Raw genomic sequence first — 25237 nt, 5'->3', positions numbered from 1 at the left:
GACATCCGCGGCACGATCAGAGATAGGCGTAGATCGCCAGGATCGTGCCGAGCGCACCGAGCGCCATGGCGCCATGCCAGGGCCAGCGTTTGCCGCGCATGATGATCGCGATCGTGGCAATCGCGATCGACACATGGAGAAACGTGACGGCGGCTGTCAGCGTGTGATGGCGATGCTCGTGGGTGTTGCTCTCCTCGAGCTTGGCATCGCGCTCTTTCTCGAGCCCTTCTGCCTTCGACTTCACCTCGCCGCTATCGCTTTCATATTGGCGCGCCTTTTTGACGTAGTCGGCCTGCCGCCCGGCGTCGCTCTGCGCCGCGGCCGCCAGATCATACATGTTCTTCTTGATGCTCTGAGCCTGGAAGAAGCCCCAGGTGTCGGTCGCCTTGTTCTGCAACAACACGGATTCGTTTTTGTCCGTGATCGCCTTGCCGCTTTCGACCGTCTCGAAGCTGCCGATGGTTGCAGCGATCACGGCGAGGACCGCGATCGTGACCGAGACGACTGCCAGGAAGGGGTCGCCGCTATGAGCCGCGTGCTCGGCGTGTTCTGCATGCTCGAGATGTTCGGTCGGCGAATCGCTCATGGCCTATCCTTCGGTGCCGACGGGCACGCCCCGCGATCATGCCGAATAGGATCTGGGTTGGGCAGGTGGCCCGTTGTGTTTTTTTGCGCCCTGTGAGACATCCGCGTCGGCTGCGACCACGGGTTCGACCATTCTGGTCCTGTCGATACGATTGAGCTCAACGGCGGAAGGCGAACGGCATGGCGCAGGATGAGGTCGCACGGGCGGAGCGCGTATCGCACGACCTGAGACGCGTCATGGTGGATAATCAGGTCCGCACCTTCGATGTGACGGACCAGCGCGTGCTGGAAGCGTTCTACCTCATTCCGCGCGACAAGTTCCTGCCGGCCGATCTTCAATCGCTCGCTTACTCGGACGCGCAGATCGCGCTGAAGTCGGCCGAGGCCAATGCGGAAAGCCGCGTTCTCCTGCCCCCGATGTTTCTGGCCAAGCTGCTGCAGGGCGCCACGATCGACATCAACGATCGGGTTCTGCTGGTCGCAAGCGCGACCGGCTATGCGGCCGCGATCCTGGCCGAACTCACCACCTCGGTCGTGGCTCTCGAATCCGATGCCGCTATGTCGGGGACGGCAGCCGCCAATCTTCTGGCTTTGGGTTTGTCCAACGTGACATGCGTGACCGGACCCTTGGCCAAGGGCTACGCCGAGGGTGCGCCTTATGATCTGATTCTGGTCGATGGTGCAGTCGAGTGCAATCTTGACGCTCTCTTCGCTCAACTCGCCCCAAAAGGCCGGTTGCTGACGATCGAAACCATGTCGAGCGGCGCAACGCGGCGGTCCGGTAAGGCGACCCGGTTCGACAATGTCGGCGGCGAAATGAGCGCGAGAGCTCTGTTTGACGCGACCGTTCCGGTCTTGCCCGAATTTCGCGACGCGCCGCGCTTCAACTTTTAGGTCTGCGGCGTCGCGTGCCAGATCCGGGCGTCGGTTTCGGTGCTCGATCGCGGCCGGTGGTTCCACCATTAAGGCAGCCAAGTGTCGTATTTTTGCGGCAGCTTCCATTTTTGCCGCAGTTGCTCTCCGAGAAGTCGCACACCCGGTTTCGAATGGTTTAAGCTCACGGCGAAGCGCCGTCGGCGGGAATCGAATTCCATCCGGGAGTGTGCGGAAACGCATCGTCTCCGGAAGCCTGTGCGACTGGATGCTTACGCGTGAGCCAAGGTTTGAGCATGTTGTTCAAGAGATCCAAGCAATCCGGAACGGTCCGGTTCGAGACGACAGTCGCGCTTTCCGCGGTGCTCCTCACCGTTGGACTGTCGGCCCCCGCCAGCGCAGAATCGCTCAATAGTTTCCTGACGAAAGCCTACGTCAACAACCCACAACTGAATGCCCAGCGGGCCGGCACACGAGCAACCGACGAGAACGTCCCTCTCGCAAACTCCGGCTACTTGCCAAAAGTGAGCGGAACCGGAAGCGTCGGCTTCACGCATTCGGACGCTGGTGTGGCAGGTCTTGCGAGCGGAGCGAACTCATCGCTTGCCGGCGTCAACGATACGGTTCCCCGAGGTGTTGGCCTGACGGTCACGCAGACCGTGTTCGATGGTTTCAAGACACCGAACTCCATTCGCCAGGCGGAATCGAATGTCTTCGGGTCTCGCGAGACCTTGCGGAACACCGAGCAGAGCGTTTTGCAGAGCGCCGCGCAGTCCTACATGGACGTGTTGCGTGACACTGCGGTGTTGGATCTGCGATCGAGCAATATCAAGGTCTTGGACGAGCAACTGCGTCAGACGCAGGATCGGTTCAAGGTCGGCGAAGTGACACGAACCGATGTGGCCCAGGCGGAAGCCGGTCTCGCTGGCTCTCGCGCCGACTTCTATACCGCACAGTCAAACCTGCAGAATTCAATCGCGAGTTTCCGGCAGGTTGTGGGCGTTCAGCCGACGCGCCTCGAGCCTGCGCGTCCGCTCGAGCGCGGACTGCCGCCGACGTTGGCGACCGCGATCAATATTTCGCAGGTCGAGCATCCATCCGTCCAGGCCGCGCTGCATCAAGTAGATGCGGCGGCCTTGCAGGTGAAGATCGCCGAAGGCGCGCTCTATCCGACCGTCAGCGTGCAAGGATCGCTGTCGCAGGAATATGACGTCAGCAATGTTCCTGGCAGCCATGCCTTCGTTGGCGCGGTCGTGGGGTCAGTCAGCATTCCGCTCTATGAGGGCGGTGCCGATTACGCGACGATCCGCCAAGCGAAAGAGACCCTGACCCAGTCGCGTTTGCTGGCCGACGTCCAGCGCGAAAACGTCCGAGCCGCCGTCATCTCTGCTTGGGGCCTGCTGGAATCCTCGAAGGCGACGGTGACCTCGGATCAAGCGTCGGTCAACGCATCGGAAATCGCGCTGAACGGTGTTCGCGAGGAAGCTCGCGTCGGCCAACGCACCACTCTCGACGTGCTCAACGCGCAGCAGACCTTGTTGAACTCGCGCGTCGCGCTCGTCGGCGCGCAGCGCGATCGCGTCGTCGCCTCTTACGCCGTGCTCGCCACGATCGGTCGCCTCTCGACGACCCTGCTGGGTCTCAACGTCAAGCAATATAACCCCGTGGTGCATTTCGAGCAGGTCAAGGACAAGTGGTACGGCATGCGGACGCCCGACGGAAAATAACGTCGGACGGCCGCCGCCTCGCTGAAATAAAACGGTGGGACGGAAGTGTTGAGGCCCGCAAGAGCTTGTTGCCGCGGTACGGCGGGGTTAATTCTTCGTTACAGCGATCAGCGCCGGCGCGGCGGTCGACAATTCCCACCAGTGATCCGATGCTTGCCGTCAACGGGGGTGTTGGAGCAGCGTAGAAAGCGTCAAAGTCATGAGCGCGGTTAACGCACCTCTTCCGCAGTCAAACGACGCTTATGCCGAGCCGCGCTCGGCGGAACCCTCCATGGAGGATATTCTCGCCTCCATCCGGCGGATCATCGCCGATGATCAGTCGAGGAACGCGGCGTCGATGTCCGCATCCTTCCGAAAACAAACCGGACCGGTTCCGCCCGTTGAGCAGGAAGCAAGGTCGCTTCCGACGAACGAGCCGGTCGTCGGCGAGGCGGTCTCTCCAGTCCTGCAAGGCTCCTACGCGCAGCCACATCTGAATGTGCCGCCCGCTCCGGCGTTGGACGAGGCGACGACGTCGTCCCTGGTGGATCGCATCGCCGACGAGGCCGTATCGTCGATCCTGCGACCGCGGTTCAGTTCGCAAGCCGAGTCGACGCCTGAGGATTTGGCGGCGAATTGGGATGCCTTGACCGAGACCGTCGACGCGCAACCCTCGGACCTCAATTCAAGCGCCGTTCCAGAATCGTCGACCGAGCCGCCGGCCCCCTCAGCGCCTGCCGAACCTTTCGCTGGTGCGTCGACAGCGTCCCATTTTGCACTCGATGTCGACAACGTCGCCCTGGTCGAGCCCGAGCGCGAGCAGGAGAATGTCATGGCCTCGCTTCAAGGCACTCGGGCACCCTCCGTCGAGCCTGAGACCCTGGTTTCTCCCGAAGCAGGCGCGACGGTCGGTTCAGCCTTCCAAACTCTCGCGACATCGGTCGTTTTGCAGAATTCCGACACAATCGAGAAACTCACCCGAGAGATGCTGCGTCCCTTGCTGAAGTCATGGTTGGACGATCATCTTCCTGCGCTCGTCGAGCGCCTCGTTCGGCAAGAAATCGAACGATTGGCTCGTGGCGGACGTCCCTCGAACAACTAAGTCAGAAGCATAATGGATAAGACCTTCGATCCGGCCGCGGTCGAAATACGAACACGTGAAGCCTGGGAGGCCGCAGACGCTTTTGCGTCAGGCCGACCAGATCGCGCCGGCGCGGCGCCTTATAGCATCATGATGCCGCCCCCGAACGTGACGGGGTCGCTTCACATCGGGCATGCGCTCAATCATACGCTCCAGGACGTGCTGGCCCGCTTCGAGCGGATGCGCGGCAAGGACGTGTTGTGGCAACCGGGTATGGATCATGCCGGCATAGCGACCCAGATGGTCGTCGAACGCCAGCTTGCCGAGCGGCAGATGCCCAATCGACGGACCATAGGACGCGAGGCCTTCATCGAGCGTGTGTGGGCCTGGAAGGACGAGTCGGGCGGCAAGATCGTCGATCAACTCAAGCGTCTTGGTGCCTCCTGCGACTGGTCTCGCACGCGGTTCACGATGGATGAGGGGCTGAGCGAGGCCGTCGTCCAGGTGTTCGTCAAACTTTATCGCGACGGGCTCATCTATAAAGACAAACGTCTCGTCAATTGGGATCCGAAATTTCTGACGGCCGTGTCGGATATCGAGGTTCTGGCGGTCGAGACCCGCGGCTCCCTGTGGCATTTCAACTATCCCATCGAGGGGCAAGACGGTCGTTTCATCACGGTTGCGACGACGCGACCCGAGACGTTGCTGGGCGATAGCGCGGTTGCTGTCCATCCGGATGATGAGCGCTATCGCGATCTCATCGGTCAATTTGCCGTCCTGCCGCTCGTCGGGCGCCGTATTCCGATCGTGGCTGATGACTATGCCGATCCAGAAAAGGGATCCGGCGCGGTCAAGATTACGCCGGCACATGACTTCAACGATTTCGAAGTCGGAAAGCGACATTCGTTACGTCTTATCAATATTTTGGATGCGGAAGCTCGTTTAACGCTGGACCGCAACGACGCGTTTCTGCTCGATCTCATCGCGTCCGCCGATCTGTCGGCCGTGATGGAGTTGCACGGTCTCGACAGATTTGCGGCGCGGAAGCGGATCGTCGCGATGATGGAGGAGCGGGGGCTGCTCGTCGCGATCGAGCCGCATGTTCATGGCGTGCCGCATGGTGATCGGTCGAATGTCGTGATCGAGCCGTGGTTGACCGATCAATGGTATGTCGATGCGAAGACGCTTGCGGCGCCGGCACTCGAGGCTGTGCGGGACGGCCGGACGGTGTTCGTGCCGAAGACTTGGGAAAAAACCTATTTCGAGTGGTTGGACAATATCCAGCCCTGGTGTGTGTCGCGGCAACTCTGGTGGGGTCACCGCATTCCGGCTTGGTATGGCCCTGACAACCATGTCTTCGTCGCCGCCACCGAGGCCGAGGCGCAGATCGAGGCCGTCTCGGTCTATGGCGAGACGGTCGACCTGCGGCGTGATGAGGATGTGCTCGACACATGGTTCTCATCGGCGTTGTGGCCGTTTTCAACCCTCGGGTGGCCGCAGTCGACGCCCGAACTGGCTCGTTATTATCCCACGTCGACGCTGGTGACCGGATTCGACATCATCTTCTTCTGGGTTGCCCGGATGATGATGATGGGGCTGCATTTCACCGGCGAGGTTCCCTTCAAAGACGTCTACATGCACGCGCTCGTCCGGGACGAGAAGGGTGCGAAGATGTCGAAATCGAAGGGCAACGTCATCGACCCCCTGCGGTTGATCGATCAGTTCGGTGCGGATGCGTTGCGCTTCACCTTGGTGGCGATGGCGGCACAGGGCCGCGACATCAAATTGGCGACCGCGCGGGTCGAGGGCTATCGCAATTTTGCGACCAAGCTGTGGAACGCCGCGCGCTTTGCCGAAATGAACGGTTGTGAGCGGGTCACGGGTTTTGACCCCAAGGCGCTGCGCGAGCCGCTCAATCGCTGGATCATCGACGAGGCCAACAAAGCCGCCGCCGACGTGACGACCGCTCTCGAGGCTTATCGGTTCAACGATGCCGCGGCAGTGGTCTATCGGTTCGTCTGGAACCTCTATTGCGATTGGTATCTTGAACTCGCCAAGCCGCTTCTGACCGGGCCCGATGGCGACGCAAAAGCCGAAACGCGGGCGACGACAGCTTTCGTGCTCGATCACATTTTGACGATGCTCCACCCGTTCATGCCGTTCATCACGGAAGAGCTTTGGGCCATCAAAGGCCAACAGGGCCCGGCGCGCTCGGCCCTGTTGGCTCTCACCGCATGGCCGACGCAAACGCCTGACGCGGGTGCTGATGCGGCCTCGGCCGAAATCGGCTGGATCATCGACCTGATCTCGGAAATTCGATCGGTTCGGTCGGAGTTGAACGTTCCGGCCGGCGCGCAAATTCCGCTGCATCTGCTCGATGCCGAGGCCAGTGCGATAGACCGTCTAGGCCGGTGGGAGGAGACGTTAAAGCGGCTGGCTCGCCTGTCGGAGATCGTGAGCGTCGCGGCCGCGGATCAAGGCTCGGTGCAGATCGTCGTTGCTGGATTGACCGCCCTCATGCCGCTCGGGGCCGTGATCGACATCGCGGCCGAGCGTCACCGGCTCCGCAAGGACGTCGCCAAGATCGAGGCCGAGGTGGCCAAGATCGAGGCCAAGCTGGGCAATGCGGATTTCGTCGCGCGGGCTCCCGAAGAGGTGATCGAAGAAAACCGTGAGCGACGCGCCGAGGCTCTGGCGCGTGCCGACAAGCTCCGCAACGCCATCGATCGGTTGAGCGAATCTTGAACCGCTTCGGCGCGATGCGAGAGCGCATCGCGCCCGTCTCGCCGTCGCATTTTGGATAGGCGAAAAGCGTCGCTTGTGCTCGAATTTGCGGGCGGTGCGCTCTTGATGTGACTCTCGGGCAGCATGAACACGGCATAAACGTCGCTTTTGGGCAACAGCCGTTGTTCATCTTGATAGGGTCGTTTTGCAACTCTATTAGCGCCGCGATTGCGCCATAAACCTCCCGCTAATTTCGATCAATTACAAGCGGGCAACTGCTCGGGTTTTGGCAACGCCTTCAATTGCTTGGCTTGCCCGCCGCAGCGTCTCTTGAATTGCTCCAATGGGCCTATCGCCCCTTCTGCGCCACCGATCGTGGCGTCTTGGGTGTGTGAGGTTTCGGCCGGTGCATGTGACGCGTTTATCGATGGATGAGCCTGTGTTCGACAAGACGAAACTGCCGAGCCGCTCCGGGAGGGACCCTTCTCCTTCCATCACGCGTCGCTCGTCCTCTTTCGCTGTGATCCGTGTTGAACGCACGGCCGAGGTGCGTCACGATGCTTGCCGCTAGCCGCTTCTCCCTTGTGTTGATGGCCGGATGTTTCATCGCCGTCGGCACGAGCGCGTCTGCGCTCGACGGCAATGATTATGCGCCGGCCAACAAAGGTCCCTTGCAAGTCTTCAAGAACCCGCAACAGGCCTTGCGGGTGGGGGTCGACGGGTATCGGTCTGGTGATGTGAAATCCTCGGTCGAGGCGTTCAAATATGCGGCCGCCAACGGCAATCCGCTCGCGCGGTGGAAACTGGGCAAGATGTATGCGGATGGCGATGGCGTCCCACACGACGACGCCAAGGCCTTCGATTACTTCTCGCAGATCGTCCAGAACTATGACGAGGATGATGACAATCGTCGTGACATGTCGGTCGTGTCCAACGCCTTTGTGGCCCTCGGCGTCTATAGTCTCAATGGGATCGCAAACTCGCCCGTGAAGCCGAATCCAGAGCGGGCGCTTGAGATGTTTCAATATGCGGCTTTGACGTTCGGCAACGCCGACGCTCAATACAATCTCGCGCGGCTGTTTTTAGATGGCGCGGATGGCATCCCGAAAGACATACGGCAGGCGGCCCGCTGGTTGTCGCTGGCAGCCGAGAAGAACCATTATCAAGCTGAAGCCTTGCTGGGCCACATGTTGTTCAACGGGTTCGATGGCTTTGCCCAGCAACGCGCCAAAGGTTTGATGTGGCTGACGCTGGCGCGGGACGCGGCGCTGGACTCAAAAGACCCGAAGGACGGCTGGATCGTGGACCTTTACAACAAGGCAGCCGATACGGCGACCGACAATGACCGACAGGTTGCGATGGTCTATGCCGAAGAACGGCGCAAGCGGAACTGACTAAGCGGAGCTTGAGGGCTCCGTCTTGGCTCAGGCGAGGTCGATCCGAACCGGGACGTGATCGGACGGTTTGTCGAGCGCTCGGAGATCCTTGTCGATCGAGAATGATTGAAGGCGGTCCGCAGCCTGCGGCGAGAGAAGAAGGTGGTCGATCCGGATGCCCCGGTTTCGCTGCCATGCGCCGGCCTGATAGTCCCAAAAACTATAGAGCCCGGCCTCATCCGTCATGGCGCGGACGGCATCGACGAGACCGAGATTGAGAAGCGAACGGAAGCGCTCTCGTGTTTCGGGAAGGAACAGCGCGTCATTGACCCAGTTCTGCGGATCCGCGACATCGATCGCTTCGGGGATGACGTTATAGTCGCCCGCAAGCACCAGGATTTCCTCGTGGTCGAGGAGGTGGCGCGCGCGCGCGATGAGACGGTCCATGAAGCCGAGCTTATAAGGATATTTCTCGGTTCCGACCGGATTGCCGTTCGGGAGGTAAAGGGAGGCGACCCGCACCGATCGGTCGCCGTGTGGCACGATCGCCTCGATGTAGCGGGCCTGAGCATCGGACGGATCCCCCGGCAGTCCGGAGGTCACGATCGCGTCCCGCTTGGTCAGGATCGCGACGCCGTTGAAGCCCTTCTGACCATGCACGTGACTGTGGTAGCCGACAGCCTCGACTTCGGCGCGGGGGAAGGCGTCGTCGACGCACTTCAGCTCTTGCAGGCAAACGACGTCGGGTTCGACCTGCTTGAGGTAGCCGAGAAGATGCTCGAGCCTCTGCCGCACCGAATTGACGTTCCACGTGGCGATACGCAAGGCGGCTCCTTCGTGGTCGGCACTCAACCCCAGCGCCGGTGGGCCCACATCCATTGCTCTGGACGGTCGCGAATATAACGCTCGAAGGCAGCATGGATCATCGCGGTCGCGTTCGTCACGTCCGCTTTTCGATCCTCGGTGATGGGCGTCTCGATCAACTCGAACGATTGCACGAAACGGACACCGGGAAGCCGTTGCATCCGCACCATGAGAATCGGCGCATTGACGCTCCGCGCCAGCAAGGCCGGAAAGGTGGTCGAGGGAGCCAGCCGCCCGAAGAACGGCACATCGACCCCGCTGAATTCGCGCAGATCGGCGAGAAACCCAATCGTGCCGCCCTCTCGCAGCACGCGCATGAAAAGGCGGGGCAGCGCCGGGTTTTTTTGAACAAGACCGCCCGTATAGAGAAAGCCCCGCATCCCTGCGACGCGGCGGTCCACATAGGGGTTCTTGATCCGCTGATAGATGCTCCATGGCTTCAGGCCACGCTGGCTGATGCCGAGGATCGCCAATTCCCAATTCCCGAGGTGGCCGGCACAGGCGACCTTCCCGCCCTCGCGCGCCGCCCAGGTTTCGAAAGTTGCTTGGTTTTCGATCGTGACCCGACCGCTCGATGCAATTTCCTTGAGGTGGAACGCTTCGCCGAACGTGCGTCCAAGATTTTCCCACATCGCGATCGCGATCGCCTCGCGTTCGTCGCTCGACAATTCGGGGAAGGCGCTGGCTAGATGGGCAAGCGCTCGCTCGTGGCGGCGGAAGCGCGGCGCGAGCTTACGCCAAATCGACCCCGACAGATTCGAGGCGGCCTCCACGCTCAGCGATCCCAAGATCAGCGCCGCAAGTTGGAACCCGGCATATTCGAGCCCAAATTTGAGCGACGTCACAAGGCGCGGCATGAAAGCGTGGACTACTCCTGATCGCGCCGACACGGCGTCGTCGCGATTGCGTGCGTTTGATTGCTGATGTTGTACCGCTCCGTCAAGCACGCATCAGCGCATCAGGCTCGGAACCGCATGTCGCGGGCGAAGCCCCTCGCGCATGACGGCGTGGCGCGCCGCCGGGATCGACGCCAGAGCGAGCAGGCCAGCACCTCGCAGCAGGTCGACCGGAAGCATGCGTGACAGCAGCGCCGAATTGAGCATGTCGACACCGCGCGACCGGATCGCGATGTCACCCATTCGGGCGCGCTCGTAGCCGGCCAGCACCGTCGCGCTGCCGTGATCGAGCCCCGCTTGTCGAGCCTTGGCGAGATGATCGACCAAGGTCGCGGCGTCACGGAAACTCAGGTTCAATCCCTGTGCCCCGATTGGCGGCAGGGCGTGAGCGGCTTCGCCCGCAAGGGCCAATCGGGTCCCGACCAGTCGATCGGCGACCGTGCTGCGGATGGGGAACCGGCCGACAGTCCCCTGTGGCTCCACCCGTCCTAGCAACAACCTCGACTGCGATTCGATGGCTTGTGCGAAGGCCAGCGGCGCGAGGCTCTGCCGTTCCGAGGCTTTGGCGGGCGTCATGACCCAGACGAGGCTGGAGCGATGCCGAGCGTCGTCATTCGCGGGCAGGGGCACGAGCGTGAACGGACCTTCGCGGGTGTGAAACTCGGTCGACACATTGCCGTGCGGCGCGGCGTGGTGCAGCACCGTCGTCAAGGCGACTTGCGGGTAGTCCGTCGTGCGGGTCGCGATGCCGGCCATGATGCGGGTCGGCGACGACGCACCGTCGGCCGCGATCAGCAGGCGCGCGGCAATCTCCGGTCCGCCGTTGGTGCGAACCACGATGCCGCCCTCGGTTTGGTGGAAGTCCCGCAACAAGGCGTCGACGCGGACCAGACCGACAGTGTCGTTGGCGACACGCATCAAGCTTTCCACCAAATCGGCGTTTTCGATATTGTAGCCGAAGGCCGGCAGTCCGATCTCGCTCGCTTTAAAATTGACGGGCGGTACCCTGAACAGAGACCCCGTATCGTCGACGAGCCGCATGACGGCGAGTGGTGCCGCGAGCGCCTCGAGGCCAGGCCAAACCTGCAAGGCGCGAAGCATCCGCACAGACCCGTCGAGAAGTGCGACGGTGCGTCCGTTGCGCGAGGCGGACGCAGATCCGAGCGAGACGACCGAGAACCCATCACGGGCCAGGGCGATCGCGAGAGCAAGGCCGACCGCGCCGGCGCCGGCCACGATCACGTCTGCGGTGAGGGGAGTCGAGCGGTTTGAAGTCATGCGCCACAATATCGGTCGGGACGCGGATTCAGCCAGAGCGATCTCGCGGTCGTGGCAAAGAAACGCGGACCTCAAATCGAGACGAACTCCTGTCGAGTCCCGAGCACGCCTATGTTTCTGGGCCTGACCCCTGGCGAAAGTGTCGCATAACCTCGATATGGGCGGGGTTGGCGCATTGGCGTCGCAGTAGGGACGACAGCCACCGTGAACCTCGAACTCTTCGATTGGATCTACCATCCGTCCGGCTGGATCGCGCTTCTGACGCTGACCGCGATGGAAGTTGTGCTCGGCATCGACAATGTCGTGTTCCTGTCGCTGATCAGCTCGAAGCTTCCGCCCAAACAGGCCGCAACCGCCAGAATGCTCGGCTTGGTTCTGGCTTTCGCCTTCCGCGTTCTGTGCCTGTCGCTGCTGACGTGGTTGATCCATCTTACCGAGCCGATCGCGACCATCTGGGATCATGAATTTTCCTGGCGCGACGTGATCCTGCTGGCCGCCGGTCTCTTCTTGATTGCGCAAGCCACGACCGAATTGCACCGCGAAGTCGAACATACCGAAGAGGCGGACGCGAAGGTCTCGACCTCGCGCGCCTTCGGCATCGTGATCGTCAACATCGCCGTCATGGATCTGGTGTTCTCGATCGACAGCATTCTGACCGCGATCGGGATGGCGAAAGACATCATGATCATGATCATTGCGATCGTGATCGCGCTGCTGGCCATGTATTTGGCCGCAACCTCGGTCGCGGCCTTCATCAAGGCGCATCCGACCGCCAAGGTGTTGGCCCTCAGCTTTCTGGTCTTGATCGGTTTTGCGCTCGTGGCGGAGGGATCGGGCTTCGAAATCCCACGCGGCTACATTTATGCGGCGATGGGCTTCTCGACTGCGGTCGAGGCCATCAACATCTGGGCTCGCAATCGCCGTCGCGCCGCACAGGCATCGACAGTCGCGCGGAACGCGTCGGTCAAAGCGCCGGCCACTGCCAAGCTGAAATCCTGATCAGGTCTTCATCGCGACGCAATGCCGCTTCCGGCGTTGCGTTTGGGCAACGCTGCATCGTAGGTTGCGGATGGGCTCCACGATCGGGGCGCTGTTGCGTGGATCACGGGGGTGGGTGTGGGTGATGCCGATCAGATCGGCTTGGACAATGCGACGCCGCAAGCGTCCGGTTCCGGCCCGACCGACCGATGTTATGCCGCGCTCGATCTCGGCACCAACAATTGTCGGCTGCTGATCGCCCGTCCGGCACCGGCTGGCTTTCGCGTCATCGACTCGTTCTCCCGGATCGTTCGGCTCGGTGAGGGCCTCGGTCAATCGGGACGGCTCTGCCCGCAAGCGATCGAGCGCACGCTCTCGGCGCTTCACGTCTGTCGTGACAAGCTCGATTCTCGGCGCGTCACGCGGACAAGGCTGATCGCGACGGAAGCCTGCCGGGCCGCCGACAATGGCGCGGCCTTCATCGATCGCGTCGCCGTTCAAACCGGGCTTCAACTCGAAATCGTCGATCGCGAGACGGAGGCGGGCCTTGCCACGGCAGGCTGCGCCGCGCTGGCCGATGATCGCGCCGAAGGCGTGCTTCTGTTCGATATCGGTGGCGGCTCATCGGAGGTCGTCTGGCTGACGCGAGCATCGGACACGGAAAACCGCAGCGGCGAGCACGAGGGCATTCGCGACCGTATCCGACTCTGGACGTCGCTGCGGCTCGGTGTGGTGTCGCTCGCCGAAAGCTTTGGTGGTCGCATCGTTACGCCGGCAGTTTTCGAGGCCATGGTGGCTTATGTGACCGTCGAGATGAAGGAATTCGCCGAGCGCGCCCGCAGCGAGATGCGGTGTTCGCGCTTCCACCTGCTCGGAACGTCCGGCACGGTCACGACCTTGGCTGGCGTGCATCTCAATCTCCCCCGCTACGACCGGCGACGGGTCGATGGCCTCTGGATGTCGCATGCCGATGTCGACGAGGCGATCGCGCGGCTTCGCAACATGAGCTTCGACGCGCGGGTGGCACATGGCTGTATTGGCCCGGATCGCGCCGATCTGGTGCTGGCTGGCTGCGCCATCTTCGAGGCGATCCGACGTGCTTTCCCATCCGAACGCGTTCGCATCGCAGACCGGGGCTTGCGGGAAGGCTTGCTGATGCAGATGATGGCGGCCGACGGCGTTTGGTGCCGCGACGCACAGACAAGCCGGATGCAATGACGACAGGAAACGGAGCCGGGGGCGCAGGCTCCGGTGGACGCGAAGGCGGCCGCTCGCTCAAAACGCGCGTGAAGACGGCGAGGAAACGCTCCTTGTCGTCCACGCTTTGGCTATCCCGACAGCTCAATGACCCCTATGTGGCGAAGGCCAAGCGCGACGGGTATCGCTCGCGAGCCACCTACAAGCTGATCGAGATCGACGACAAATATAAGCTTCTGAAGCCGGGCATGCGGGTCCTCGACCTCGGCGCTGCACCGGGCGGCTGGTCGCAGATCGCCTCGCGTCGCGTTGGGTCGGAGACCGGCAAAGGGCGCGTCGTCGCGATCGATCTCCTCGAAATGGAGCCGGTGCCCGGCGTCGAGTTCACGCAGATGAACTTTCTCGACGATGATGCGCCCGCGCGTTTGACCGCCATGATGGGCGGTCCGGTCGATGCCGTGCTGTCCGACATGGCCGCCAATGCCGTCGGCCATCGGAAGACGGACCATTTGAAAATCGTGGCCCTCGTCGAATTGGCGCTCGCTTTCGCGCGCGAGATCCTGGCCCCCGGCGGCCTGTTCCTCGCAAAGGTGCTGCAGGGCGGTACGGAAGGCGCCTTGCTGACCGAGATGAAGCGCGACTTTGTCACGGTTCGTCATGTGAAGCCGCAATCCAGCCGCGCCGACTCGTCCGAACTTTATGTGTTGGCGACGGGGTTTCGCGGTAAGCGCACGCCTATCGATCATCACCCGGACGAGGCGTCGGCCGAGACCGACTAACCGTCTCGCCCGGCTGGTGTTGCGGCCGAGGCGATTGCAGGCGCGGGGCGCGCGCCGCGCTGGGTCAGGGCCGCCGCGGCACTCGGCGGCAGTCGCATGAAGATCAAGGCGGACGCGGCCGAGATCAGCGCGATCAGAAAGAAGGCGGCGCCGAAATCCTCGGTCCGCAACGTGCTGTCACCATGGATTCGTCGGGAGAATTCGATGACGGCCGCGCCGACCGTCACGCCCGTCGACAGCGAGAGTTGCTGAACCACCGAGGCAAAGCTGGTGGCCCGGCTCATGGCCGCATTGTCGATATCCGCGTAGGCGATGGCGTTGATGCTGGTGAATTCGAGCGAGCGGAAGAAGCCACCGCCGAGCAGCAAAGCGAACATCATCCACCAGGGCGTCGAGGCCGTGAAAAGGCCGTAGAGCGCCAAGAAGAGGCTACTGACGATCGCATTGAAGATCAGCACGCGCCTGAAGCCGAAGCGCCGCAAAATCGGGTGGGCTGTCGTCTTCATCAGGAACGCGCCGGCTGCTGCGCCGAACGTGAGGCAGCCCGACTGGAAGGGCGAGAGGCCGAAGCCGAGTTGCAGCAGCAGCGGCAGAAGAAACGGAAGCGCCCCGATGCCGAGCCGGAACAGGAAACCGCCGTAGAGGCTCGCCGCAAAGGTCGGAACGCGAAGCAGCGCGAGGTCGATGATCGGGTACGCGGTCCTACGGGCGTGTCGAAGATACAAGCCGAGCAGGATCACACCACTCCCGATCAGCCCTGCGGTGACGAGGGGCGGGAGCGACCCGCGCCCCGCCACGGACATCCCGAACATGAGACCGGACAGGCCGAACCCCGTGAGGAGAAACCCTGGAACGTCGAGACGCGGCGGCTCCGCCTCTTTCACATCGTCGATGAAGAGCGTCGCGAGCGTCACGCCGAGGATACCGATCGGAACGTTGATCCAGAAGATCCAGCGCCAATCCGAATAGGTAGTTATGAAACCGCCGAGCGGCGGCCCGAGAATTGGACCGATCAGCGCCGGCATCGTCAGATAGGCCAAGGCTTGGACGATCTCGTTGCGCGGCACCGAGCGAAGCAGCACCAAGCGACCGACCGGCACCATCATGGCGCCTCCCAACCCCTGAAAAATGCGGGCGGCGATGAATTGGGGCAGGGTGCTCGAGAACCCACAGAGGATCGATCCAAGCGTAAACACCACGATGGCGCCACGAAAGATGGTGCGAGCGCCAAATCGATCGGCGGCCCAGCCGCTCGCCGGGATGAAGATCGCGAGGCTGAGCAAGTAAGACGTTAGCGCGAGCTTCAGGGCGATCGGATCTTCATGGAGATCGATCGCGATGGCCGGCAGCGATGTCGCCAGGACGGTGCTGTCGAGGTTTTCCATGAACAACGCGCAGGCGATGATGAGCGGGGTGAGAAGGCGGCTCGGCACAGCTCTATCCTAGTGGCACAAGGCGAGGCGCAAGAGGCATGATGATGCTGGCAAATTTGCGCGTTGTGCCCCTGCCAACCTCGTCATGCTGTAAACGCTCTCCAGGGCTGCAACAAGACGCGCGTTCCAGGGCATCGTGACACTTTCCTCGAAACCCTCACCGTGCTAACGGCATCTGCCAACTATAGTCCGCCTACCGAAGCGGATTGTTCCCGATCTTTTACAATCGTGTCGCGCGCGTCTGCTTCTGCTGACGCATCGCCCGACGTGGAGTTGGCCCATGATCCCGATCGCCTATCCGCAATTTCCCGAAGCCTTGACGTTTGACGACGTGCTGCTGCTTCCGGCTCATTCCGTGGTCATGCCGGGGCAGGTGGATCTTCGTACGCGATTGACCCGTAGCATCGACCTCAACTTGCCGCTGATTTCATCGGCGATGGATACGGTCACGGAAGCGCGGTTGGCCATCACCATGGCTCAGGCGGGTGGTATCGGCGTGATCCACCGTAATCTCGATCCCGACGCGCAGGCCGAAGAGGTCCGCAAGGTGAAACGCTACGAGAGCGGGATGGTGGTCAACCCGATCACGATCCATGCCGATGCGACGCTTGCGGACGCCTGGGCGATGATGAAGCGCTACAATATCTCTGGCATTCCAGTGGTCGAGCAAGGTCCTCCCGGCAAGCCCGCGCCGTTGGTCGGCATTCTGACCAATCGCGACGTGCGTTTCGCCGACGATCCGAGCGAGCCCGTGTCGCGCCTGATGACCAAAACGGTCATCACGGTTCGGGAGGGCGTCAACCTCGATGAGGCGCGCCGCCTCCTGCATGTGCACCGCATCGAGAAGCTCGTCGTCGTTGACGACGACGGCCGTTGCGTCGGCCTGATCACGGTCAAGGACATGGAAAAGGCCACTCTGTTTCCGAACGCCTGCAAAGATGGGGAGGGGCGCCTGCGGGTTGCGGCGGCCTCGACGGTCGGCGACAAGGGGTTCGATCGATCCGTTCAACTGATCGATGCCGGGGTCGATTGTATCATCGTCGATACGGCTCACGGCCATTCGCAGCAGGTGCTCGATCAGGTGAACCGCTTGAAGCGGCAGTCCAACAAGGTCGCGATCATTGCCGGCAATGTCGCAACGGGCGATGGCGCCAAGGCTCTGATCGACGCGGGCGCCGATGCGATCAAGGTCGGTATCGGCCCCGGGTCGATCTGCACGACCCGCATCGTCGCGGGCGTTGGCGTGCCGCAACTTACCGCCATTCTGCAGGCCGCCGAAGTGGCTCGCCGCCATGATGTTCCGGTCATCGGCGATGGTGGCATCAAATTCTCCGGCGATTTTGCCAAGGCCATCGCGGCGGGCGCCGATGCGGTCATGATCGGATCGCTGCTGGCCGGTACCGATGAGAGCCCCGGCGAGGTGTTTCTCTACCAGGGACGGTCCTTCAAGGCCTATCGCGGAATGGGATCGGTCGGCGCGATGGCGCGCGGTTCGGCGGATCGATACTTCCAGCAGGATATCAAGGACGCGCTGAAGCTGGTGCCGGAGGGGATCGAAGGTCAGGTTCCGTATCGTGGGCCGGCTGCCACGATTCTGCATCAACTGGCGGGCGGGCTTCGGGCCGCCATGGGCTATGTCGGCGGCGCGACCGTACGCGAGTTTCAGGACAAGGCCCAATTCGTCCGGATCACCGGCGCGGGTTTGCGGGAGAGCCACGTCCATGACGTTGCGATCACGCGCGAGAGCCCCAATTACCCGACCGGCATCTGAGGTTTTGCCCAATCGGAGCAACTCATGAGCGTCGCCAGCATTCTTGCGCCTGTCTTCGTGCTGGTCCTGCTGGTTTATGGGGTGCTGGCGGGGTTGTGTTGGTCGAGGACAGTGGCGCTCGCGCGGGGTGCCACGACGACCGATGATGTCGCGCTCGGCCAGAACGTCTGGCCCCCGCGCGCCACGCAGTTCGGCAACAGCTACGTCAACCAGTTTGAACTGCCGGTGCTGTTTTTCGCCCTGGTTCCGCTGGTCATGGTCACGCGGAAGGCCGACCTGCTGTTCGTCATCCTCGAATGGCTGTTCGTTCTGTTCAGGGTCTTGCACGCGCTGATCCATACGACCTCCAACACCGTGTCGCTGCGGGGACCCGCGTTTTTGGCGAGCAGCGTCGTGCTGGCGATCGCTTGGATCATTTTCGGGTTCGAGATCCTCGCCGGGGCGTGACCGGGTGAACCCTCACGGTGCCGGAAGACGACTGGAACGCGTCATCTCCCGGCGGCTCGCGTCAGTAATGGTTTTCGAGGGTCGTCTTAGCATCGGCGTGGCGCGGCGGCGGAGCCTGGATCGATGGCGGCGGCGGGGGCGCAGCGGCGCAGGCAGCCAATGACAGAGCCAGCAGCGCGAGCGCTGAACGGCTGATCAATTTCGACATTTTGTCACTTTCTTCTACAACGTCGCGAGCAGGAGATGCCGCTTCTTCGGACGCGTGGTTTCTTTGTTCTTTTTTCAAAGCTTTAACAAGGCGCAAGACCGCAATGACACCGGCCGCTCGGCTCTCTGCCGCAATCGACATCCTGACCGTGATGGACCTTCAACGCCGCCCGGCGCCAGACTGCCTGAAGGAATGGGGGATCGGTCATCGATTTGCCGGCTCGAAGGATCGTGCCGCCATCGCGAGTCTCGTCTATGATTCGCTTCGCGTGAAAGCGTCGGCGGCTTGGCTGATGGATGCGGAAACGCCGCGTGCGATCCTGTTCGGCATGTTGCGCGACCTTCGCGGATTCGACGTCGACACGCTTGCCGCCTTGGCGACCGGGGAAGGGCACGCCCCTGCGGCGCTGAGCGACGCCGAACGCCTGCGTTTGACGGTGGCGACGCTCGACGATGCGCCCGATCATGTGCGCGGCAACTATCCCGAATGGCTCGCCGAGGCCTTTACGGCTGCCTTCGGGAGCGATGCCGCCGCTGAGGGGCGTGCGCTCGCGGCGCGCGCACCGCTCGACTTGCGGGTCAATATGTTGAAGGCCACCCGGGAGAAGGCCCTGAAGGCCCTCGCGCATCTTGGGGCCGAGCCGACACCGCGTTCTGATGTTGGCCTGCGGGTGCCTTTGGGCGACGACGGTCGGGCGCCGGCGCTCAGCACCGAGCCATCCTATCTCAAGGGTCACGTCGAGATCCAGGATGAGGGCTCACAACTTGTGACGCGTCTCAGCGGCGCACAGGCCGGCCAACAGGTGCTCGACCTCTGCGCGGGCGGCGGTGGAAAGACGCTCGCGCTCGCGGCCATCATGGGCAACAAGGGCCAGATCTATGCCACGGACGATGATGCCCGTCGTCTCGCGCCCATTTACGATCGCATCGCGCGCGCAGATGCGCGCAACATTCAGGTTCGCTCGCCCAAACGCGAGCAGGATGTCGTGGCCGATCTCGAAGGGCGTTGCGATCTCGTCCTCGTCGATGCGCCCTGTACCGGAACCGGCACCTGGCGGCGCCACCCGGATGCGAAGTGGCGGATGCGCCCCGGCGCCTTGGCTGAACGCCTGAAAGATCAGGATCTCGTTCTCTCGCAAGCATGTCGTTTTTTGAAGCCGGGCGGCCGCCTTGCCTACATCACCTGCTCGGTGCTGCGTGAGGAAAACGAAGACCGGATTGCTCATCTGCTCGGCGAGCGAAGCGACATGTCGCCGGTCGAGGTCTCGACCCTGACGCATGCGGCCGGCCTCGACGATCTTGCCTCGGTCGCATCGCGCCTGGGCCCGGGGCTGCGCCTCACCCCGCACACGACCGGAACCGACGGCTTCTACATGGCGGCGCTGGTCAAGGCCTGAACGGCAGGCGAGCCATAACCGCTATCGGGTTGTCCCCTCGATCATGCTGCGGATTTTGGCGCTGAGCACGTTCACCGCGAAGGGCTTGCTCAGCATCTCCATCCCCGGAGCGAGAAAGCCCCCGCGCACGGCGGCGATCTCGGCATAGCCGGTGATGAACAGCACCTTGAGGTCGGGCCGGATTTGGCGCGCCATTTCGGCCAGCTGCCGCCCGTTGACGCCGGGCAGACCGACATCGGTCACGAGTAGGTCGATCCGTTCATCGGACGAGACAATCGGCAAGGCCGAGGGGGCATCGCCGGCTTCAAACGTCCGGTAGCCGAGGTCCGCCAACACATCGAGGATCAGCATGCGGACGGCGGGCTCGTCCTCGACCACCAGAACGCAATCACCATTGGCGTGGCCTGTGACGGCTTCCGACGGTTCCGGCGCTTGGTGTTTCGGGTCTGATCGGTCTCGCGGCAGATACAGCTTGACGCTCGTTCCATGGCCGACTTCGCTATAGATCAGAACGTGACCGCCGCTTTGCTTCATGAAGCCGTAGATCATCGAGAGGCCCAACCCGGTCCCTTGGCCGATCGGCTTGGTCGTGAAAAACGGCTCGAAGGCTTTGGCGATCACGTCGGGTGGCATGCCGGCGCCGGTATCGCTGACGCTGAGCAGCAGGTAATCGCCCGGCTGAAGGTCGCCGAACGCATCGGCCGAGTGGCGATCGAGCCGCGCATTCGTGGTCTCGACCGTCAAAAGTCCGCCGTCCGGCATCGCGTCGCGCGCGTTGATCACCAAATTTAACAACGCGTTTTCGAGCTGGTTTTCATCGGTGCGCGCCAGCCACGCCGTATCCGAAACCCGGATATCGAGCGAGATGGACGGCCCGATTGTCCGCACGAACAAGTCTTGCATCGAGATCACGAGGCGGCCGACATCCACCGGTTTAGCCTCGAGCGACTGCCGACGCGAAAAAGCCAGCAGCCGATGCGTGAGGGCTGCGGCGCGGTTGGCCGAGACCATCGCCGCATCAATGAACCGCCCGATCTCATCCGCGCGTCCATTGGCGACACGGCGTTTGATGAGCTCCAGGCTGCCGATGATCCCGGTCAGCATGTTGTTGAAGTCATGCGCGATGCCGCCCGTCAATTGGCCCACGGCTTCCATCTTGTGCATCTGACGCAAGGAGCTCTCGACCCGCGCGCGCTCGGCCATTTCGGCGACAAGACGATCGTTGGCCGATTGCAGCGCGAGCGTGCGGTCGCGCACTTGCGCCTCGAGTTCGTCATTCGAGCGCTGCAAACGCTCCTCGAGCCGCTTGTCCTCGGTAATGTCCTGCGTGACGCCGACGAAGCGGATGCAGCGATCGTCTTCGAACAAGGTCGTGCCGTAGCTCGCGACCCATATGGTCGGAGTGGTGCCGTCACCGATCCGGTATTCCTGGTAGAAGTCATGTGAATGATGCGACTGCATCGCGGCGTTGATGGCCTGCTGGACGCGCTCGCGATCCTCGGGATGGATGAGGCTCAGAAAATACTCTGACTCGGAAGCAGCCCGGTCTGCATCTCCCGCCGTGGCAAAAAGCGCCTTATTGCGCTCATCCCAGAAGCGAGTTCCGCTGGCTATGTCGTGATCCCACCGACCGAGCTTAGCGGCCTCGGTCGCCAGCCTCATGCTGACCGAGGTGGCGCGGAGTTCATCCGCACTGCGCCTTTGCGCCGAGACGTCGTGGAAGCTGCAGATGGCGTAGATCGGTTCACCGCTCGGGCCCGCAATCGCGGCCGAACTGACGGAGAGTTGCAACGTCGTCCCATCCCGGCGTCGGATGAGAATGTCGCGATCTTCGATGGCGACGTGACCGCGCACGGTCTTGGCCAGCGAATAGTCATCGCAATCGAACGGCGTTCCATCGGCGTGAAGGCCGCCGAGAAGTTCGAGGTCGGCGACGGACCTTAACGCCGTGACGGCCTCGCCCAAAATCTCCTCGGCGCGGCGATTGTGAAAGACGATGAGACCGGACGGAATGTCCGCCAACACGATGCCGAGCGGCAACTGCTCGAGAACCGCATAAAGCGCCACGCTATCGCGCTGGAGCGTGCCGACCTCTCGCACGACCCTCGTCGCACTGGTCCGGATCTCGTCAACCGCCATGCGTCACCACCCGTAAGCGTCGAGGCTTTGAAAACGCGAGACGCCGTCGAGATGCGCCTTTATTGCGCCGACATGCCCCCATCGGCCAGGAAATGCTCGAGCCAGTGAATGTCATAATCGCCGTTTTGCATATCAGCATTCCGCACGAGAACGCGAAACAGCGGTAATGTTGTTTCGATGCCATCGATCACGAACTCGTCAAGCGCGCGGCGCAACCGCATCAGGGCCTCGCTTCGCGTGCGGCCATGAACCACGAGCTTGCCGACGAGCGAATCATAATTCGGCGGAATCAGATAGCCTTGGTAGACTGCGCTATCAACCCGGACACCGAGACCGCCGGGCGGGTGATAATAGCTGATGCGCCCCGGCGAGGGCCGAAAGTTTTCCGGGTTCTCGGCATTGACCCGGCATTCGATCGCATGACCCGACAGACGCACGTCGGATTGCTGAATCGTCAGCGGTAAGCCGGCCGCGATCTTGATCTGCTCGTTCACAAGATCGATCCCAGTGATCATTTCGGTCACCGGATGTTCGACCTGAATGCGCGTGTTCATCTCGATGAAGAAGAACTGGCCGTTCTCGTAGAGAAACTCGACCGTGCCGACCCCGATATAGCCGAGCTTCCGCATCGCAGCCGCGACGATCTCACCAATGTCCTCGCGCTGACGATCATCAAGCGCGGGCGAGGGGCCCTCTTCCCACAGCTTTTGATGACGGCGCTGGATCGAGCAGTCGCGCTCGCCGAGATGGATGGCGTTGCCCTTGCCGTCCCCGAGCACCTGGATCTCGATGTGACGGGGTTTTTCGAGATATTTCTCGAGATAGACCGCATCATCGCCGAAAGCTGCCTTTGCTTCGGTTCGCGCCATCGCAAGCGCGTCACTGAGGTCCGCTTTGGTGCGCGCGACCTTCATGCCACGGCCACCGCCGCCCGATGCGGCCTTCACCAAGACCGGGTAGCCGATCTCCTCTGCGACCTGCAGGGCTTCCTCATCGTCGGTGATACCCCCCTCCGACCCAGGGACGCACGGGATGCCAAGCGCTTTGGCGGTGCGCTTGGCCTCGATCTTGTCGCCCATGATCCGGATGTGGTCGGCTTTTGGACCGATGAAGGCGATCTTGTGTTCGGCCAGAATGTCGGCAAATCGCGCATTCTCGGACAGAAATCCGTAGCCGGGATGGATCGCATCCGCGCCTGTGATTTCACAAGCGGTCAGGAGGGCCGGGATGTTGAGGTAGGAGTCGCGCGCTGCAGGCGGCCCGATACAGACGCTTTCGTCGGCCAGCTTCACATGCATGGCTTCGGCGTCGGCTGTCGAATGCACCGCGACGGTGGCGATGCCGAGTTCTTTGGCGGCCCGAAGAATGCGCAGGGCGATCTCGCCGCGATTGGCGATGAGGATCTTTTGGAACATGAGGTTTCGCGCACTCTAATAAAGGCATGGCGGCAAACGGCCGATACCGGCCAGCCGAAGGATCGGTTCGGTGGCTTTACTCGATCACGAGGAGAGGTTCGCCATATTCGACCGGCTGCCCGTCATCGATGAAGATCGCGGTCACGGTTCCGGCGCGCGGCGCAACGATTTCGTTGAACGTCTTCATCGCCTCGACCAGCAATAGCTTTTCGCCCGCTTTCACGACGGAGCCGATCTCGACGAAGGCTTTGCTGTCCGGGCTTGCGCGGCGATAGGCGGTGCCGACCATCGGGGATTTGACGGCGCCTGGATGATCCGCGTCGCTGGGCGACAAAGCCGGCACCACAGCCGCTGGAGACAGGGCGGCCGCCACTGGAATGGTGGTCGTGGTCGCAACGGGGGCGGAAATCGCATGCTGATGCGAGGCGGGGGCCGGCGAGTAGCGGACGAGGCGAATTCGAAGGTCGCCCTTTTCGACTTCCAGTTCGGCGAGATCGCTTTCGCTGATCAGATGCGCGAGCTGCCGCATGAGGCTGGCGTCGATGCCGGTCTCGGAAACCGGACCTGCCCCATCGGAGGGCGCTGAGCCGGGTGCCTCGACAGCTTCGGGCGACTTGCCGCGCGATCGCACGCCGTTACGAATCATGAGTTGCTCTTGACGTTCGACGACAGGATGGACTCGAGCGCGAGCGTATAAGAGCGCGCGCCGAAACCCATGATGACGCCTGTGGCTACGGGGGAGACGAAAGAATGATGCCGGAACGGTTCACGCCGATGCGTATTGGAGAGATGAACCTCCACCACACTCGCCGCAACCGCTTTTATGGCGTCATGCAGCGCAATTGACGTGTGGGTCAAGGCTCCGGCGTTCAGAATAACGGGGTTACCCGCCTGACCGGCCTCTTGAATCCAGTCGACAAGATCGCCCTCGTGGTTGGATTGACGAAAGACGATGTCGACGCCGTGCGGAAGCGCCTGAGCCCGTAGGTCGCTCTCGATACTCGCCAGCGTATCGGTCCCGTAGATCGAAGGTTCGCGCGTGCCGAGAAGATTGAGGTTCGGCCCGTTCAGGACGAAGACGGTCGTCATCAGGCTTCAGTCGCCAGGCGTTTCGGGCTCACGAGCATTCCGCCTTGCCGCAACGCAGGTTGTTGTCGACGCGGCCTTTAAGTTCGTCATAGCCGACCGCACCAACGACGACATCCTTGCCGACCACATAGGATGGTGTCCCAGTCAGGCTCAACATATCGGCGAGCTGCATATTCTGTTGAATGCCGGCGCGAATCTCGGGCTTGTCCATGTCCTTGGCGATTTGATCCATATCGGCGCCAAGATCCTTGGCGACGGAGAGCGCCTGAGCCTTGCCGACGGGGCCGTGACTCGACAGCAGCTTGTAATGATACTGCCAGAATTTGTCGCCCTTGAATTGGTTCCGGACCGCACCCGCCACTTGCGCCGCCTCGACCGACCCCGGGCCGAGCACCGGGAAGTCTTTCAGCACGACTTTCAATTCGGGTTCGGATTTCAGCAACTTGGCGGTGTCGTCGAGCGCCCGCTTGCAGTAGCCACAATTGTAATCGAAAAATTCGACCAGCGTGACCTTGCCGCTCGGGTTGCCAAGCGTTGCCTGATAGGGCGAGTTGAAGAGGTCGGACGAACTCGTGTCGACCGCCTGCAGGCGTCGCGTCTCTTCGTCGTCCTTTTGCTTCTTGTCCAAGGCCGCGATCGCATCACGAACCACCTCAGGATTTTGCACAAGATAGTCTCGGATGATCGGGCCGAGCGCCGCCTTTTGGGCATCCGTGAACTCGGCAGCAGAGGCCGGAGCCACGATAGCGGAGCCGAGCATCATCGCCGTGGCGATGACCTCGAGGGGACGGCGGAAAACGAGCAGCGACATGGGCCGAATGTCAGAAAACATGACGATCTTTCAAAGCAGGGCGTTTCTTCGGCTTCAAGACAGCATGCCGAACCATCAACGAGTCCGATACACGCACTCTGAGATAGGGCGTTCTTGGGACATCGTCAAAATTCTTGGGACGTTGTCAAAACATCGATACCGCTACTGAAGAATCATGTCGGTATTGAGCC

At 62.2% G+C, this 25237-nt stretch carries 22 protein-coding genes; 11 read left to right on the top strand and 11 right to left on the bottom strand.

The genetic code is table 11. From position 1 onward, the window contains the following. Positions 1-16: 16 nt before the first annotated feature. Positions 17-586: a DUF4337 family protein gene (locus EY713_RS18475; protein ID WP_131117831.1), complete on the bottom strand. Its 570-nt coding sequence runs from the start codon at positions 584-586 to the stop codon at positions 17-19. Positions 587-765: 179 nt separating this feature from the next. Here EY713_RS18475 and EY713_RS18470 point away from each other — a divergent pair, with 179 nt between their 5' ends. From EY713_RS18470 to EY713_RS18450, 5 genes are all read left to right on the top strand, one after another. Continuing rightward, a complete protein-coding gene (locus EY713_RS18470) occupies positions 766-1479 on the top strand; it encodes a protein-L-isoaspartate O-methyltransferase family protein (protein WP_131117828.1) in 714 nt (237 codons plus the stop codon). Positions 1480-1754: 275 nt separating this feature from the next. Then, the gene (locus EY713_RS18465; RefSeq protein WP_131117825.1) at positions 1755-3185 is read left to right on the top strand and encodes a TolC family outer membrane protein; all 1431 of its coding nucleotides are present in this window, start codon (positions 1755-1757) and stop codon (positions 3183-3185) included. A 199-nt stretch (positions 3186-3384) separates the two neighbouring features. Next, entirely contained in the window at positions 3385-4266 is an 882-nt protein-coding gene (locus EY713_RS18460; RefSeq protein ID WP_131117822.1) for a PopZ family protein, read from the top strand. 12 nt (positions 4267-4278) lie between these two features. Then, on the top strand, positions 4279-6990 hold the full coding sequence (locus tag EY713_RS18455; RefSeq protein WP_210215283.1) for a valine--tRNA ligase: 2712 nt from the start codon (positions 4279-4281) through the stop codon (positions 6988-6990). A gap of 536 nt (positions 6991-7526) precedes the next feature. Continuing rightward, on the top strand, positions 7527-8363 hold the full coding sequence (locus EY713_RS18450) for a tetratricopeptide repeat protein (protein ID WP_131117816.1): 837 nt from the start codon (positions 7527-7529) through the stop codon (positions 8361-8363). Positions 8364-8393: 30 nt separating this feature from the next. On the opposite strand, the gene xth is transcribed toward EY713_RS18450, so the two are convergent. The 3 genes from xth to EY713_RS18435 all read right to left on the bottom strand — a co-directional run bounded on the left by xth (position 8394) and on the right by EY713_RS18435 (position 11383). Then, a complete protein-coding gene (gene xth / locus EY713_RS18445; RefSeq protein WP_131117813.1) occupies positions 8394-9170 on the bottom strand; it encodes an exodeoxyribonuclease III in 777 nt (258 codons plus the stop codon). Positions 9171-9193: 23 nt separating this feature from the next. Further along, positions 9194-10066 carry a lysophospholipid acyltransferase family protein gene (locus tag EY713_RS18440; RefSeq protein WP_131117810.1) on the bottom strand — a complete coding sequence of 291 codons (873 nt, stop codon included), beginning with the start codon at positions 10064-10066 and terminating at the stop codon, positions 9194-9196. A 93-nt stretch (positions 10067-10159) separates the two neighbouring features. Then, on the bottom strand, positions 10160-11383 hold the full coding sequence (locus EY713_RS18435) for an FAD-dependent monooxygenase (protein ID WP_131117807.1): 1224 nt from the start codon (positions 11381-11383) through the stop codon (positions 10160-10162). A 204-nt stretch (positions 11384-11587) separates the two neighbouring features. Between EY713_RS18435 and EY713_RS18430 the strand changes: the two genes are divergently transcribed. From EY713_RS18430 to EY713_RS18420, 3 genes are all read left to right on the top strand, one after another. Next, positions 11588-12382 (top strand): TerC family protein, encoded by a 795-nt coding sequence (locus tag EY713_RS18430; protein WP_342635958.1) that lies wholly within the window; start codon positions 11588-11590, stop codon positions 12380-12382. Positions 12383-12517: 135 nt separating this feature from the next. After that, positions 12518-13579 (top strand): Ppx/GppA phosphatase family protein, encoded by a 1062-nt coding sequence (locus tag EY713_RS18425; protein WP_245573030.1) that lies wholly within the window; start codon positions 12518-12520, stop codon positions 13577-13579. Beyond that, a complete protein-coding gene (locus EY713_RS18420) occupies positions 13576-14337 on the top strand; it encodes an RlmE family RNA methyltransferase (RefSeq protein WP_131117801.1) in 762 nt (253 codons plus the stop codon). Before EY713_RS18425 ends, EY713_RS18420 begins: the two co-directional genes overlap by 4 nt. On the opposite strand, the gene EY713_RS18415 is transcribed toward EY713_RS18420, so the two are convergent. Further along, positions 14334-15770: an MFS transporter gene (locus EY713_RS18415; RefSeq protein WP_131117799.1), complete on the bottom strand. Its 1437-nt coding sequence runs from the start codon at positions 15768-15770 to the stop codon at positions 14334-14336. The genes EY713_RS18420 and EY713_RS18415 overlap by 4 nt on opposite strands. Before the next feature lie 280 nt (positions 15771-16050). On the opposite strand from EY713_RS18415, the gene guaB reads away from it, so the two are divergent. Together guaB and EY713_RS18405 are read left to right on the top strand one after the other, a co-directional pair. Then, the gene (gene guaB, locus EY713_RS18410) at positions 16051-17541 is read left to right on the top strand and encodes an IMP dehydrogenase (RefSeq protein ID WP_131117796.1); all 1491 of its coding nucleotides are present in this window, start codon (positions 16051-16053) and stop codon (positions 17539-17541) included. Positions 17542-17565: 24 nt separating this feature from the next. After that, complete coding sequence (locus tag EY713_RS18405; RefSeq protein ID WP_131117793.1) at positions 17566-17988, top strand: MAPEG family protein; 423 nt, start codon at positions 17566-17568, stop codon at positions 17986-17988. Between the two features lie 61 nt (positions 17989-18049). Here EY713_RS18405 and EY713_RS22860 read toward each other — a convergent pair whose 3' ends face one another. Beyond that, entirely contained in the window at positions 18050-18337 is a 288-nt protein-coding gene (locus tag EY713_RS22860; RefSeq protein ID WP_165490974.1) for a hypothetical protein, read from the bottom strand. Here EY713_RS22860 and EY713_RS18400 point away from each other — a divergent pair. After that, complete coding sequence (locus EY713_RS18400) at positions 18300-19592, top strand: RsmB/NOP family class I SAM-dependent RNA methyltransferase (RefSeq protein WP_131117789.1); 1293 nt, start codon at positions 18300-18302, stop codon at positions 19590-19592. The two genes, EY713_RS22860 and EY713_RS18400, sit on opposite strands and share 38 nt — an antisense overlap. 21 nt (positions 19593-19613) lie before the next feature. On the opposite strand, the gene EY713_RS18395 is transcribed toward EY713_RS18400, so the two are convergent. The 5 genes from EY713_RS18395 to EY713_RS18375 form a co-directional block, all read right to left on the bottom strand. Then, a complete protein-coding gene (locus EY713_RS18395) occupies positions 19614-21731 on the bottom strand; it encodes a PAS domain-containing hybrid sensor histidine kinase/response regulator (protein WP_131117786.1) in 2118 nt (705 codons plus the stop codon). A 59-nt stretch (positions 21732-21790) separates the two neighbouring features. Next, on the bottom strand, positions 21791-23146 hold the full coding sequence (accC, locus tag EY713_RS18390) for an acetyl-CoA carboxylase biotin carboxylase subunit (protein ID WP_131117783.1): 1356 nt from the start codon (positions 23144-23146) through the stop codon (positions 21791-21793). 76 nt (positions 23147-23222) lie between these two features. Then, a complete protein-coding gene (gene accB, locus EY713_RS18385) occupies positions 23223-23675 on the bottom strand; it encodes an acetyl-CoA carboxylase biotin carboxyl carrier protein (RefSeq protein ID WP_245504076.1) in 453 nt (150 codons plus the stop codon). A gap of 113 nt (positions 23676-23788) precedes the next feature. After that, on the bottom strand, positions 23789-24235 hold the full coding sequence (aroQ, locus tag EY713_RS18380; protein WP_131117777.1) for a type II 3-dehydroquinate dehydratase: 447 nt from the start codon (positions 24233-24235) through the stop codon (positions 23789-23791). A gap of 28 nt (positions 24236-24263) precedes the next feature. Beyond that, positions 24264-25067 carry a DsbA family protein gene (locus tag EY713_RS18375; protein ID WP_245572782.1) on the bottom strand — a complete coding sequence of 268 codons (804 nt, stop codon included), beginning with the start codon at positions 25065-25067 and terminating at the stop codon, positions 24264-24266. Between the last annotated feature and the right edge of the window lie 170 nt (positions 25068-25237).

Source organism: Lichenihabitans psoromatis, assembly GCF_004323635.1.
Taxonomy (GTDB): domain Bacteria; phylum Pseudomonadota; class Alphaproteobacteria; order Rhizobiales; family Beijerinckiaceae; genus Lichenihabitans; species Lichenihabitans psoromatis.
The sequence above is the reverse complement of the archived record's forward strand: the minus strand, read 5'-3'. Positions and strand labels throughout refer to the sequence as shown.